11 protein-coding genes are annotated in these 14718 nt (G+C 71.4%); all 11 read left to right on the forward strand.

The features are described from left to right. Positions 1-33 precede the first annotated feature (33 nt). The 11 genes from pstA to ACN28C_RS07360 all read left to right on the forward strand — a co-directional run bounded on the left by pstA (position 34) and on the right by ACN28C_RS07360 (position 14631). Complete coding sequence (gene pstA / locus ACN28C_RS07310) at positions 34-1368, forward strand: phosphate ABC transporter permease PstA (protein ID WP_422772791.1); 1335 nt, start codon at positions 34-36, stop codon at positions 1366-1368. Next, on the forward strand, positions 1361-3019 hold the full coding sequence (gene pstS / locus ACN28C_RS07315) for a phosphate ABC transporter substrate-binding protein PstS (RefSeq protein WP_422772792.1): 1659 nt from the start codon (positions 1361-1363) through the stop codon (positions 3017-3019). Before pstA ends, pstS begins: the two co-directional genes overlap by 8 nt. Then, on the forward strand, positions 3016-5613 hold the full coding sequence (locus tag ACN28C_RS07320) for a hypothetical protein (RefSeq protein ID WP_422772793.1): 2598 nt from the start codon (positions 3016-3018) through the stop codon (positions 5611-5613). The genes pstS and ACN28C_RS07320 overlap by 4 nt, the downstream gene beginning before the upstream one ends. A gap of 232 nt (positions 5614-5845) precedes the next feature. Further along, the gene (locus tag ACN28C_RS07325; RefSeq protein WP_422772794.1) at positions 5846-6871 is read left to right on the forward strand and encodes a hypothetical protein; all 1026 of its coding nucleotides are present in this window, start codon (positions 5846-5848) and stop codon (positions 6869-6871) included. Positions 6872-7116: 245 nt separating this feature from the next. Continuing rightward, positions 7117-8229, forward strand: a complete 1113-nt coding sequence (locus ACN28C_RS07330; protein WP_422772795.1) for a hypothetical protein — start codon at positions 7117-7119, stop codon at positions 8227-8229. A gap of 371 nt (positions 8230-8600) precedes the next feature. Beyond that, on the forward strand, positions 8601-9350 hold the full coding sequence (locus ACN28C_RS07335) for an Ig-like domain-containing protein (RefSeq protein ID WP_422772796.1): 750 nt from the start codon (positions 8601-8603) through the stop codon (positions 9348-9350). Positions 9351-9538: 188 nt separating this feature from the next. Next, on the forward strand, positions 9539-10420 hold the full coding sequence (locus tag ACN28C_RS07340) for a hypothetical protein (RefSeq protein ID WP_422772797.1): 882 nt from the start codon (positions 9539-9541) through the stop codon (positions 10418-10420). Positions 10421-10458: 38 nt separating this feature from the next. Continuing rightward, positions 10459-11277: a hypothetical protein gene (locus ACN28C_RS07345; RefSeq protein ID WP_422772798.1), complete on the forward strand. Its 819-nt coding sequence runs from the start codon at positions 10459-10461 to the stop codon at positions 11275-11277. After that, a complete protein-coding gene (locus ACN28C_RS07350; protein ID WP_422772799.1) occupies positions 11274-12263 on the forward strand; it encodes a sortase in 990 nt (329 codons plus the stop codon). Before ACN28C_RS07345 ends, ACN28C_RS07350 begins: the two co-directional genes overlap by 4 nt. A 26-nt stretch (positions 12264-12289) precedes the next feature. Then, a complete protein-coding gene (locus ACN28C_RS07355; protein WP_422772800.1) occupies positions 12290-13120 on the forward strand; it encodes a phosphate ABC transporter ATP-binding protein in 831 nt (276 codons plus the stop codon). A 287-nt stretch (positions 13121-13407) separates the two neighbouring features. Next, on the forward strand, positions 13408-14631 hold the full coding sequence (locus tag ACN28C_RS07360; protein WP_422772801.1) for an Ig-like domain-containing protein: 1224 nt from the start codon (positions 13408-13410) through the stop codon (positions 14629-14631). Positions 14632-14718 lie beyond the last annotated feature (87 nt).

Genomic DNA, 14718 nt, shown 5'->3' on the forward strand with positions numbered 1-14718 from the left:
CGGCGTGCCGACGATGAGCAAGGTGCACCGCAGATGAGCCCGAAGCACGCGATTGACGAGCGGACCACCACGCCGCAGAGTGCCCGCACCACCACCCTCCCGGTACGGCCGGACCGTCCAGAAGCGGCGGAGGTGCGCCGGGTCACCGACACGGTGCGCCGGACGGACATCTTCGCCGCGGTCGGCGCGGCGGTCGCCGCGCTGAGTCTGACCACACTGATCTACACCCAACTTGCGCCCTTCGACGGCGTGCTGGGCTTCGTCGTGATCGGCTATCTCGCGTTCCTCGGCTGCTACGCCCTGCTGGTGTCGCTGGACGAGGACGGCCCCGCCGTCCGGGACCGGCTGGTCGGCGCCGTCGTGCACAGTCTCGGGTTTCTGGTTCTCGTCGTCCTGGTGCTGGTGGTCCTCTACACCTTCACCGAGGGCTGGGCGCCCCTGACGCACCTCAACTTCTTCACCGAGGACATGTCGGTCACCGGACCGCTCGAACCCCTCACCCAGGGCGGCGCGCTGCACGCGATCGTCGGCACGTTGCAGCAGATCAGCCTGGCCCTGCTGGCCACCGTGCCGCTGGCGGTGGTCTGCGCGGTGTTCATCAGCGAGATCCCGGGGCGGTTCAGCCGGCTGGTCCGGACGATAGCCGAGGCGATGACCGCGCTGCCCTCCATCGTGGCCGGTCTCTTCATCTACGCGACCGTGATTCTCGCCCTCGGCTACCGGCACTCGAGTCTCGCCACCGCCCTGGCGATAGGCGTGATGATGCTGCCGATCATCATCCGCGCCGCGGACGTGGTCATCCGGCTGGTCCCGGGCAACCTCCGGGAGGCCGCGCTGGCCCTGGGCGCCTCCCAGTGGCGGACGGTCTGGCACGTCGTGCTGCCGACCGCGCGGTCGGGACTGACCACCGCGGTGATCCTCGGTACCGCCCGGGGCGTCGGGGAGACCTCCCCGGTGCTGCTGACCGCGGGCGGCGCCACCAGCGTAAACCTGAACGCCTTCGAGGGCTGGAACAACTCGCTGCCGCTGGCCACCTACTCGCTGACGCGTTCCCCCGAGGAGAACTTCATCGTCCGGGGTTTCGGCACGGCCGCGATCCTGATGATCCTGGTGCTGCTCCTCTTCGTCGTGGCGCGGATCGTCGGCGGGCGCGGCCCTGGGCAGCTGAGTCGCGGTCAACTGCGGCGCCGGTCCCGACAGTCGGCCCGGGACGCGGCGCGGTTCGCCCGCCGGTCCGGCATGCCTGCCGAGACCGACCACCCGATACGTCCGCTCCTGCCGGGCACCGACGTGGCGACCGGCGCTGGCGGTGATCACCACAGTGGTCACGCCGTTTCCCCACCCGACAAGGAGAATCGCGATGGCTGAGACCGCTACCCGGAGGCGCCGGGGGGTGGCCTGGCTGGTCACACTCGCCCTGGTCGCGGCGTGGGTGGTGCTCGGCACACCCGCCGAAGCCGCACCCAGGCTCGTCTCGATCACCGGGTCCGGCTCGACCTGGAGCCAGAACGCGCTCGACCAGTGGCGCGCCGACGTCCGGCAGAACGACATCACCGTGCACTACAGCGGCGTCGGCTCGACCGCCGGGCGCAATGCCTTCGCGCAGGGCACGGTCGACTTCGGCGTCTCGGAGATCGAGTACGGCGCGGAGGCGAACGAGGCCATCCCGCGCCGGAGGTTCGCGTACATGCCGATCGTGGCCGGCGGCACCTCCTTCATGTACAACCTGAAGATCGGTGGTCGGCGGGTGACCAACCTGCGGCTCTCGGGTGAGGTGATCACCAAGATCTTCACCGGGTCGATCAAGATGTGGAACGACCCGGCGATCCGGGCCGACAACCCCGGGCTCAACATGCCCGCCCGGCGGATCGTCCCGGTCGTCCGCTCCGACGGCTCCGGCACCACCGCCCAGTTCGTCAAGTGGATGAACAACCAGTACCCGTCGCTCTGGCGACCCTGGTGCCGCTCCAAGGGCCGGACCGAGGCGCAGTGCAACGTCCTGTCGTTCTATCCGCCCGGGTTCACCTCGCAGGCCGGGTCGAGCCAGATCGCCGGGTACGTCGCCGGCAGCAACGCCGAGGGCGCCATCACCTACGTCGAATACTCGTACGCCAAGGACAACGGGTTTCCGGTGGCCAAGGTGCTCAACCGGGCCGGGTACTACGTTGAGCCGACCGCCAGCAGCGTGGCGGTGGCGCTGACCAAGGCGCAGATCGAGACGAGCAATCCGCAGGCCCAGAACTACCTCACGCAGAAGCTGGAGAACGTCTACAGCGACCGTGACCCGCGGACGTACCCGCTCTCGTCGTACTCCTACATGATCATTCCGGTCGAGCGCGAGAACGGCATCACCGACGACAAGGGGTACACGCTCGGCCGGTTCGCCTACTACTTCCTCTGCCAGGGCCAGCAGAAGGTCGACCTGCTCGGCTACTCTCCCCTGCCGATCAACCTGGTGGACGCGGGCTTCAAGCAGGTGGCCCGGATCCCCGGGGTGGTGCAGGAGAGGCACCCGATCCAGAGCTGCCGCAACCCCACCTTCTCCACCGACGGGACCAACACCCTCGCCCGGAACGCGCCGCACCCCAAGGAGTGCGACAAGAAGGGCAACGGCCAACAGTGCACGACCGGCACCGGCGGTGCCGCCAACACTCCCACCCAGAACAGCAACAACGGTGGCAACGGATCCACCGGCGGCGGTACCAACGGCGGTCCCACCGGCGGTCCCACCGGCGGCGCCGGCCCGACCGCGACCGCCGGCCCGAACGCGAGCCAGTCGGCCGGGCCGGGGCAGATCGACCCGGAGACCGGTGAGGTGCTCGGTGCCGGCGCCGGCAGCGGGGGCGAGCAGTTCGTCACGGGTGTACCGGTCTCGCTGGACGGCGAGGGTGGGTGGCGGCTCCAGCACACCATGATGCTGCTTGCCGCGATCGTGCTGCTCGCCCTGGTGATCGGGCCGCCGTTCATCTTCCGGCGCTCCGGAGGCACCGGCCGGGGCAGCGCGGGGCGGTCCCGATGAGCCGCCGGCTGACCCGCCCGTCGCCACGCCGGCGCGTGGCGGCGGCGCTGATGGCGGCCCTGGTCGCGCCGCTGGCGCTGCTCGCCGTCGGTGAACTGGACACCCGGCAGCCGGCGGCGGCGGCCGTAGCCGGCGGCCGGCTCACCGACTCCGCCATGACGCAGAGCGGCCGTCGCGGTCAGTACGAGGACTTCTCCGGTCTTCAGGTCACCGTCTCGCAGACCAGGGATCTCGTCACCCAGGGGATCGAGATCAGCTGGACCGGCGGTACGCCGACCGCGCCGGAGAGCGCGTACGGGCGGAACTACCTCCAGTTCATGCAGTGCTGGGGGCCCGATCCCAATGCCCCCGACTTCCGGGAGACCTGCCAGTTCGGCGGCCTGACGGACAAGGGCGAGGTCAGCGAGGAGCTCGAACTCCAGGTGGGGGTCTCGGCCTCCGGCCGGTCCGTGAACTTCAACCTCGACGCCACCGGCAATCCGGCCGGCCGCGATCCGGCCGAACACCTACCGGCCGATGCGCAGGCCATCCCCTTCCGCTCCTCCGACGGCGACCGTACCCGGATGAAGGACTTCCCGCTGCCGGGTGCGCCCGACGACGGCGTCCCCGACATCGAGGACTTCTTCCGGCGTGACGAGACCAACGAGGTGGTGGCGGCCCGGACCGGGCCGGACGGGGCCGGCCGAGCCATCTTCGAGGTGCAGCGTGGGTCGGACGCCAAGGGGCTGAACTGCGGCGAGGTGCTGCCCGGAGCCACCACCGGCCGGCGGTGCTGGCTGGTGGTCGTCCCCCGGGGGGAGCGGGACTTCCACGGCAACGTCTACCAGAGCACCCGGCGGGCGAGCGGGTCACCGCTGCTGCCAAGCTACTTCGCCAACCGGATCGTGTTTCCGCTCGACTTCGAGCCCATCCGCCCGCCGTGCCCGCTGGGTGGCGAGGTCTTCGACACGGTCGGCTCCGAACTGGTGGCGCCGGCGGCGGTGAGCTGGCAGACCACGCTCTGCTCCGGCGGGAAGGCCGCCTTCTCGCACACGGTCACCACCGAGGTCACCGCCGACGCGGCCGTACTCGCACCCGGTGCCGAGGGCCGGGGGGTCGCCTACGTCGACGAACCGGTGGTCCGCGAGGAGACCGATCCGGCGATCGTGCACGCTCCGATCACCATCAACGCGGCGGTGATCGCTTTCCAGATCGAGGCCCGGACCTCCAGGTCGGAGGTGCCGAGCTCGACACCGGAGGCGCAGCGGCTCAACGGCCAGCCGCTGCCGGAACTGAAGCTGACCCCCCGCCTGGTGGCCAAACTGCTGACCCAGTCGTACCAGCAGGATGTGCCCAACCCGAGTCCCGAGGACCCGCAGGGCAGCAGTCCGGACATCGCCAAGAATCCGCGGTCCATACGTGTCGACACCGAATTCCTCAAACTCAATCCTGTCTTCGAGAGCTTCTTTCCCACGTCGCGGCACTACCCGATTCAGATGCCCGACGGTGAATCGGTGCTGGCCCGCCGGCTGTGGCAGTGGGTGTTGGCGGACGAGGCGGCCCGCAAATGGCTCTCCGGGCTCCCCGACAAACAGAACATGCGGGTGAACCCGGCCTACGTGCCGCTGGTCTTCGGCGACGGGCAGGGCCTTTCCCGATTTCCGAAGGAGGACCCGAGCTGCCGTACGGGTGAGGTCACCAACGGCGTGCCGAAGTTCCCGTACTGCATGCCCGGCTTCGCTCCCTGGGCAGAGAGTCTGGAGGTCGCCGCGCGGCAGACGCTGCGCAGCGACGCCCGGCAGCGGATCGTGTGGGACGAGACCGCCGGTGGCGTCGATCCGGAGAACCCGCTGGCGAGGCTGGGCGACTACAAGGCCGCACCCCCGCCGTTGCCGGGCCGGAAGTTCGGCCTCGGCATCACGGACGCGGCCTCGGCGGCCCGCTACGGACTGGCCACCGCGAGCCTCTGCGACGCGGAGGGGGAGAACTGCGTGCGGGCGGACACCGCCGGCCTGCTGGCCGGGGTCGATGCGATGGAACCCTCGGCGGTCGAGGGGGTGTTGCAGGCGAATCCGAGCAGGTCCGTGCCGGGCGCGTATCCGCTCACCATGCTGACCTACGCCGCCGCCAACCTGGAGCGGTCGGAGCCGGCCCGTCGCGAGTACGCCCGGCTGCTGCGGTACGCCGCCACGGACGGGCAGACGATCGGCTCCAAGCCCGGACAGCTTCCACCCGGCTACGTGCCGCTGCCGGAGCCGCTGCGGAACCAGACCCTGGCGGTCGCCGCCGAACTGGCGAAGTCCACACCCTCGCCGGCCACGACGACCGACCCTGCCCCACCGCCGGGATCGGATCCGGCGGCCGTGCCCCCGCCCGCGTCGACTCCGGCGCCGGGAGTGACCCCGAGCGTCGCGCCGACGCCGGGGCCCACTCCGACACCTCCGGGCACGCCGGCTCCGGTCGCCGCGACCACGCCGACCCCGGGCGAGCCGGTCGGCTGGCTGCGTTTCCTGCTCCTCGCTCTCCTCGGCGTCGGGGTGGCGAGCGGTATCTCCGGCCCGACCATGCTCACGCTCGGTTATCGCCGACCCCCGTCAACCGGGGCCGAGCCGTGAGGAATCGGCGGCCGGCAGCCGTATCGGCGACGGAATCGACGGCATATATAAGTGACGATTCATTCGGCCTACACGTTGGCGAAATACTGCGCACTGAACGTTCCCTCGACTCGGGTATCGGTGTCCCGGCCCGGCGGCTGATGCTCCAGACGGCTCGCTCACCTGGAGCAACGAGCCGGAACTCTCTTATGGAGAAAGGGAGACAATGCAGGCGAGGATAATTACCAGAGCGGTGGTCGCGTGTCTTGCCGCCGCTCTCGGTGTCGCGGCGGCGGCCAGCCCGGCCGTCGCCGACCCGAACCCGGTGACCGACTACCGGATGCTGACCGGGGTCGGCTCGGACACCACCCAGGACGTGCTGAACGGCCTGGGTGACGCGGTCACCATCAGCGGCAACAAGGTGATCGCGTCCTGGGACGCGCGGGGCAGCGCGAACGTCAAGACCAAGCTCACCGGCTGCGAATTCCCCCGGCCGAACGGCTCGACCGCGGGTCGGGTCGCGCTCCGGGACTCGGAGCTTCCGGGCAGCCCGACCGCCGGCTGCGTCGACTTCGCGCGGTCGTCGAGCAGCACCACCAACGTGCCCGCCGGGACCGGGACCTGGATCCCGTTCGCGGTGGACGCGGTGACCTTCGCCATCAACCGGAACAGCGACCTGCCGATCAACATGTCGGTGGCGCTGCTCCAGAACATCTACAAGTGCGTGATCAGCCACATCGGTGGCGTACCGATCCAGCCGCTGCTGATCCAGGCCGGCTCCGGCACCCGGCAGTTCTGGAACGGGCAGATGTCCATCACCGACCAGGAGATCGCCCTCGGCGACTACCCGTGCCTCGTGCCGGCGTCGTCGACGGTGCCGGACGGGACCGGCCAGCCGGAGGTCCAGGAGCACGACGCGCGGGTGCTGACCGGCCACAACGACTACATCATGCCGTTCTCGATCGCCCAGCACATCGCCCAGGGCAACGCCCTGCCGGGGGTCGAGGACCGGCGCGGCCCGTCGGAGCTCGGCCGGATCAACACCGTGTCGCCGTACGCCGCCGGCACGGCGCCGCCGAACGAGGTGATGAACGTCAACTTCCCGGTACGCCGGACGGTCTACAACATCGTGCCCACCGCCAAGCTGAACAACAGTGTGATCGACCAGGTCTTCACCGGTGCGGACTCGCTGCTCTGCCAGCAGGGCGCCCTCATCCAGCAGTACGGATTCGGGGTGGCCGCCGACTGCGGTTCCGTCGCCCTGCGCGGCAACCTCTGACGGCACCGCCGTAAACACCGCACCACGAAACCGTTCGTGCTCGCGGCCGGCCCGGGTCGGTCGCGAGCACGAACGTGTCGGTGCTGCGCCGCCGGGCCATTCATCTGGCCTTCATGCGGCCGAAGGATCGGGCACGAAACGTTTTCTGAATACCGGTATCGATGCCCTCGGGGACGCGAAATGCTGATCGCGGCCCATTCAAATAGGGGAATGGGTCGACCTCCTGTTTCGCGAAAGGGAGAACTATGCAGGTCAAGTCCCTCGGAAAGGCGGTGGGGACGGCGCTCGTCGCCGCACTCGCCGTCGCGACCGTGGCCACCCCGGCCTCGGCCGACCCGTTCGGCGGGTTTCCCCCGTACCCGACCGACCCTGCGGCCTACCGGATCCTGGCGGGCACCGGCTCGGACACCACGCAGGACGTGATGAACGGTCTGGGCGCGGCGATCGGCGGCGGCAGCGTGCTCGCGTCCTGGGACGCGCGCGGCACCTCGCCGATCAAGACCAAGGTCGACAACTGCGTGTTCCAGCGGCCGAACGGCTCGACGGAGGGCAACCGCTCGCTGTGGGCCTCGAAGGTGCAGTCCCCGACGGTGAGCACGATCGAGGACTGCGTGGACTTCGCCCGGTCGTCCAGCAGCACGACCCTGGTGGCGGGCGGCAACGGGACCTGGATCCCGTTCGCCCTGGACGCGGTGACGTACGCGATCAACGAGAACAGCGACCTGCCGCTCAACATGTCGCTCTCGCTGCTGCAGAACATCTACAAGTGCGTCACCCCGACGGTCGGCACCTTCCCGGTCCAGCCGCTGCTGATCCAGCCCGGCTCGGGCACGCGGCAGTTCTGGAACCAGCAGATGGGCATCACCGACGCCGAGATCAACGCCGGTGACTACCCCTGCCTGGTCCCGGCGTCGCCGACCGTGCCGGACGGTAGCGGGGTCGCGCCGGTGCAGGAGCACGACGGCCGGGAGCTGACCGGTCACCACGACTACGTCATGCCGTTCTCGATCGCCCAGCACATCGCGCAGGGGAACAGCCTGCCGGGCGTCGAGGACCGGCGTGGCCCGTCGCTGCTCGGCAGCATCAACACGGTGCGGCCGTACGCGACCGGGACCAACCCGCCGAACGAGGTGCTGAACCCGAACTTCCCGCTCAACCGGCGCGTGTACAACATCGTCGCGTCGAGCGAGTTGACCGAGGAGTGGATCGACCGGGTCTTCACCGCCGGTGGTTCCTTCGGCTCGCTCCTCTGCGACCAGAGCGGGGTCATCACCAGCTACGGCTTCGCCACGATCAACGACTGCGGGTCCGTCTCCCTGACGGGCAACATGAACACCTCCGGGTGGCCTCCGGCGTGACGTCCGGGTTCTAGTCCGGCGAGGCGTCGACGACTGTGCGGACTCGCGACCGGCGCGCCACGTCGGTCGCGAGTTCCCGTTGAAATGCGCCATCGGTCGAATGGCCGGCCGTGTGCTCCATCGAATGGTCCACAGGGCTTCCCGTTCATCTGGCCTTCATGACGGCGAAGCATTGGGCACGAAACGTTTCCGAAGGGCGGGTGTCGATGTACCCGCCGGGCGCGGAATGCTGACCGTGGTCATTTCGTCGGCCACCCCGGAGGAGCCGCGGCAGCAGTTTCCCTCCAAGCGCCGACGAATTGATCGAAATCGCAGATCAGAGCATCACCAATGGAGCAGACCGCAGAAACCGTACCGAGAGGAAGTGCTTCGTGAGCAAGGCCAAGTCTCTGCTCGGCCGGACGGCAGTAGCGCTGTCGACCGCCGCGATCGCGACCCTGGCGCTGGCCGGCCTGGCCGGCCCGGCGCAGGCGGAAAGCCCGATTCTCGGCACCGTGGCCCTGACGCCGATCAGTGGCAGCGTGCAGGACAACCCGTTCGTGACGGCGGCCACCACCTCGGCGGCCTGCCCGACCGGCTTCGGGGAGAACGCCGCGCTGAAGGTCGGCCCGCCCGGCGGCCCGTACAGCCCGCTCGCCCGCATCGGCGGCCTCGCCGACTACGACCAGGCGCCGTTCACGCTCGAGGCGAACCGATCGCTGGCCACCGCGCTCGGCGGTGCCCCGGCGGACGGGACCTACGAGGTGGCCATCTCCTGCTCGGGCGCGACCGGGGCGGCCCCGAAGGACTTCTCCACCCTCATCACCGTCGCGGGCGGGACCTGGGCGGTCAAGAACGCGGCGTCGACCAGCACCCGGCTGACCGCCAAGCCGGGACTCTTCGCCGTCAAGGGCCAGCGGGTGACGCTGACCGCCAAGGTGCGGCCGGACGCCGCCGGCAGCGTCGAGTTCTTCGCCGGCTCCACCAGCATCGGTACCGCGTCGGTGACGGACGGCAAGGCCGTCTTCGCCACAACCGCGCTGCCGAAGGGCCTGCTCCAGCTCACGGCCACGTTCACCCCGGAGGACCCGCGCCGGTACGCCGCCTCGGCCTCGCAGATCTGCTATCTCGTGATCGGTTGAGGCGCGCGCCGAGGCGCGTGACCGGCCGAGGCGCGTGACCGGGTGGCCGGGTGTCCCTCGTGGACGTCCGGCCACGTGCCCGTGTTCCCGGCGGGGACGTCCGCCCCGACCAGATGTCCCCGACCAGGTATCGCCCGTGTAGGCATCGCCCGTGTAGGCATCGCCCGTCCCACCCAGGAAGGACCGCCGTGAAAGGCCCAATCCACCGGCTCGACCGAGCCGCCTCGACGCTGATCGGGGTCGCACTGCTCTCCGGTGCCGCCATGGTCGGCACGGCGCTGGTCGGGCTCACCCCGCCCGCCCAGGCGGCTCCCTCACTCGGCACCCTCGCTCTCGCTCCGGCGACCGGTACGGTCGACGACGTTCCGGCGTTCACCGCGACCACCTCGGCGGCCTGCCCCACCGGCTGGGGCGCCCAGGCGCAGATCCGGATCAGCCCGGCCGACCAGTCGGGCCGACCGACCGGCGGCACCCTCGACCGGATCGCCAGCGACACCGGGTACGACAGCGCTCCGTTCACCCTGACCACCAACCGGTCGATCGCGAAGGCGCTGGACCCGGATGACAGGGACGCCGTGATCCCGGCCCCGGCGGACGGCGACTACCGGATCACGATCGAGTGCATGACCGAGCTGGCCGAGGCGCACGTCGACTGGTTCCAGACGGTGATCACGATCAGCGGACCGAACTGGCAGGTCAGAGACGAGCCGACCGCATCACCCGGGCCGTCCGGCTCGTCGACGCCGACCGGTACGCCCACGGCCACGCCCACGGCAACCACGAGCCCGACGTCGTCGCCCACCCCGACCGCCACGGCCAGCCCCACACCGACGGCGACCGCGAGCCCGACGCCCACCCCGACCGGGACGGCCAGCCCGACGCCGACGTCGACCGGGACGGCCAGCCCGACTCCGAGCCGGACGACCTCCACCCCGACGGGCGGAGGCGGCGGCGACCTGGCCCTGACCGGCACCTCGATGCCGATGCTGCTGACCGGTGGGACGGTCCTCATCCTCACCGGGGCCGCGGCGATGGTGCTGGCCCGCCGCCGGGACACCCCACAGGGATAGCCGGAGTTCCCGACCGCCGGGCCAGCAGAGAGGAAGCCATGTCCGTACTGGCAGGACTGACGTACCGGGGAGCGGCGCTGCTGCTCTGGACGGCCGTGGTCGCCGCGGCCGGGCTGTCGGTGCCCGCGCCGGGCGCGCGGGCGGCGTTCGCCGGGCGCGCCGTGGCGCTCGGCGCGCTCACCGTCACGCCGACGAGCGGGACCGTCGACGGCAGCCCGATGCTCGCCTCGGCCACCACCTCGACGCCGTGCCCCGCCGGCTACGGCGCGGCGGCGCTGCTCCGGGTCGGGCCGCCCGGCGGTCCGTACAGCAACATCGCCCGGCCGGCCGGCGCGGGCGGCTACGACCGGGCACCGGTCACGATGAACCCGAACCGGTCGATGGCGATGTCCCAGGGACGGCCACCCGCGGATGGCGAGTACCGGATCGTCGTCGAGTGCGTCAGCGAGACCCGGGGGACACATCCCGGGCGCTTCGAGGCACCGATCGTGGTGCGTGGCAACACCTGGCGGCTCGGTGGCGGCACGGGTGACCAGCCCGGCGGCGGCACCGGGGGGCAGCCCGACCCGAGGGGCGGCCGGCCGGGAGGTGCGACCGGCGCGCCCTCGGGTGGCGACGGCGGCCCGGCCAGCACCCCGTCCGCCGTACCGAGCGGTGCGACCGGAGAGCCGGCCGACGCGGCCAGCGGCGCGACCGGCGTACCCGAGCTGGCCTCGGGGCGGGACGGGGACGGCCCGCCGCTGCCCTGGATTCTCGGCGGGGTCGCCCTGCTGGTCGTCGCGGCCGGTGCCGCCGTGCCGCTGATCCGCCGACGCGGGGGCCGGGCGGCGGGCCGAGGAGGGGACGGGCATCCGTGACCGCGACAATCGAGCCCTCGACCGTGCCACCGGTCGACACCCGGCAGCGGAAACCGGTGGACCTGCCACCGGACGGACCACCGCCCGGCCCCGCCCGGCCGCCGTCGCAGACCCCGGCCAGGCTGCCCCGGTCGGTCGAGATTCCGGCGGTACGGATCGGCGGCACGGTGCTGACGCTTCTCGGGGTGCTGCTGCTGACCTTCGTCGTACACCTCACGCTGATCTCGCAGCTCCGCCACGAGCGGTCCCAGCAGACGGCGTACTCGGACTTCCGCAAGGAACTCGCCGAGGGAGTCGCGCCGGTGGGCCAGACCGATCTCGACGGCGGGTTGCTCCGCCCCGGCAGCTCGGTCGCCGTCCTGCGGATTCCCGCGATCGACACCAGGCAGGTGGTTGTCGAGGGGACCACCTCGGGCGTGCTCCAGGACGGTCCGGGACACCGCCGCGACACGGTGCTGCCCGGCCAGGCCGGAACCAGCGTCGTACTGGGCCGGCGTGCCGGCTACGGCGGCCCCTTCGCCGGCCTGCCGCTGTTGGGACGGGGCGACGAGATCGTCGTGGTCACCGGGCAGGGCGAGCACCGATACCAGGTCACCGGCCTGCGGCGGCCGGGCGATCCGCTGCCGCCCCGGCTGGCCGACGGCGCGGGCCGGCTCACCCTGGCGACCGCCGACGGCCGGCCGTACCTGCCGACCAACGTCCTGTACGTCGACGCCGACCTGGTCTCGCCCGCCCAACCGGCCCCGCAGCGGCGGTTCGGCGCGCAGTCCCTGACGGCGGCCGAGAGGTCGATGGCCGGCGACCCCGACGCCTGGGTGCCGCTGGTGCTCTGGGGCCAGGCGCTGCTGGTCGCCGCGTACGCGGTGAGCTGGGCCTGGGCCCGCTGGGGCGGCTGGCAGGCGTGGGTGTCGGGAATGCCGCTGCTCACCGTGCTCGGCCTCGCCGTCGCCGACCAGGCCGCCCGACTCCTGCCCAACCTCTACTGACGACCAGACATGACGACGGAGCCGAGATGAGCCTGGACACCACCTCCATCCTGCCCACCGCCCCGATCGGTCCGGCCGGTGCCCTGGCCGACCTGGAAGCACGGTCGATCTCCGCCTGGTTCGGCCGGCACAAGGTGCTCGACCGGGTCTCGCTGACCATGGCCGCCGGCGAGGTGACCGCCCTGATCGGACCCTCCGGCTGCGGCAAGTCGACGTTCCTGCGGATTCTCAACCGGATGCACGAGCTGATCCCGGGGGCGTCGCTCGCCGGCGAGGTGCTGCTGGACGGCCAGGACCTCTATGCGCCGGTCCGCCGGATCACCGACGCACGGCGGCAGGTGGGAATGGTCTTCCAGAAGCCGAACCCGTTTCCGACGATGTCCATCTACGACAACGTCGTCGCGGGCCTGCGACTCACCGGCACACGGGTCGGCCGGGACGACCGGGACGCCCTGGTCGAGGAGTGCCTGACCAAGGCCGGACTCTGGCGGGAGGTACGGGACCGGCTCCGGTCCCCGGGCGGTGCGCTCTCCGGGGGGCAGCAGCAGCGGCTCTGCATCGCCCGCTCGCTGGCGGTCCGGCCGAGGGTGCTGCTGATGGACGAGCCGTGTTCGGCGCTGGACCCGACCTCGACCCGGCGGATCGAGGAAACCGTCGCCGAGCTGGTGGCCGAGGTGACGATCGTGATCGTCACGCACAACATGCAGCAGGCGGCGCGGGTCTCCGACCGGTGTGCGTTCTTCCTCGCCGAGCAGGGCACGCCCGGCGTCATCGTGGAGCACGGGCCGACCGAGGTGATGTTCGACAGCCCGCAGGATCCGCGTACCCATGACTATGTGCACGGACGGTTCGGGTAGCCCGGCCCCGCCGGGCGGTCCCGGCCGGCGGTCGCGCCGGACGCGACCGGCTATGCCCGGGCCGGGTCCGACATCTGGCATTCATGCGGTGGATCACCTCGATTCTTCCTGCCGTCAGTCCCGTGTCAGTTTGCTCGTAACCCGCAATTTTCCTGTTGCATGTCCGGCCTTGGCGTGGGCCTGCACGACGGGTCACGGCCCGTGTGCAGCCTGATCGAGGTCGCGGCGGGTGACCTGCCTCCCATCGGGGAGAGCCGCCGCCGCACTCCTGCCGAAGGAAGTGATTCATGAAGGCAACAAAGGCCCTGCTCGGCCGGGCGACCGCGCTGGCCGGCGCGGTCGCGCTGGCCGCGGTCGGTCTGGCCGGCGTCGCGGCGCCGGCCCAGGCCGCCGTGGCGGGCACCCTTACCCTCAACCCGACCAGTGGCACCGTTACCGACAATCCGATGCTCACCGGGGCCACCACCTCGGCGGCCTGCCCCACCGGCTTCGGTGACCAGGCCGCGCTGCGGGTCGGCCCGGTCGGTGCTCAGGTGGCGAACCTCAACCGGATCGCCAGCGACACCGGATATGACACCGCTCCGTTCACCCTGACCGCGAACCGGTCGATGGCCACGGCGCTGGCCGGCACCCCGGCCGACGGCGACTACGTCGTCGTCGTCGAGTGCCTCAGCGAGCTCAACGGCGTACACCCGGACCGCTTCGAGACCGTCATCGCGGTGAGCGGCGGCAACTGGCAGGTCAAGGGCGCGGTCGACCCCGCCGTCCCGACCACCACCACGCTGGCGGCCAGCCCGACCGGACCGGTCGAGTCGGGCACCCCGGTGACCCTCACCGCCACGCTGGCTCCGGCGGAGGCGACCGGCTCGGTCGAGTTCCGCCGTGGTGGCACCGCCCTCGGCACCGCGCCGGTGTCGGGCGGTACGGCGGCACTCACCGTCTCCACCCTCCCGGTCGGAAGCAACTCGCTGACCGCCCAGTTCACCCCGGCGGACCCGGCGGCGTACGAGCCGTCCACCTCCGCCCCGCTGGGTGTCCAGGTCACCGCGCCGGGTGCCGTCACCGGCGAGCAGCGGATCAGGGCAGAGATCGCCGGCGGTGGGCTGCTGCTGGAGATGGCCGGCACCGACGTCGCCCTCACCGGCGGCACCGTGGGCGGTACGGCCACCGGCACGCTGAACACGGCGAAGGTGAGCGACCTGCGGGGCACCGGTGCCGGTTGGAACCTGACCGGCCAGGTGGAGGACTTCGTGGGGCCGTCCGCGGCCACCATCGACGGCGACCAGCTCGGCTGGACGCCGGACGCCAGCAAGGTCAGCGGCAGCGGTGCCGCCATCGCGGGTGCGGTGGCGGCGCCGGGTTCCGGCCTCGGTGAGACCAGGACCCTGTGCCGGGCCGACGAGGGCAGCAGCGCCGGCGTCTTCGAGTGCGGCGCCGGTCTGACCCTCGGCATTCCGGACACCACCACGCCGGGCAGCTACGCCGCCACCCTGACCCTGACGTTGGTCTGACCTCGGTCCGACCGCCCGAGGGGGCATTCGAACCGGTGGAGGCACCACGGGCCACCCGCCCGTGGTGCCTCCACCGCGCATCCATAT

The sequence above is a fragment of the Plantactinospora sp. WMMC1484 genome (genome assembly GCF_049315195.1).
In the GTDB taxonomy this organism is placed as follows: Bacteria; Actinomycetota; Actinomycetes; order Mycobacteriales; family Micromonosporaceae; genus Plantactinospora.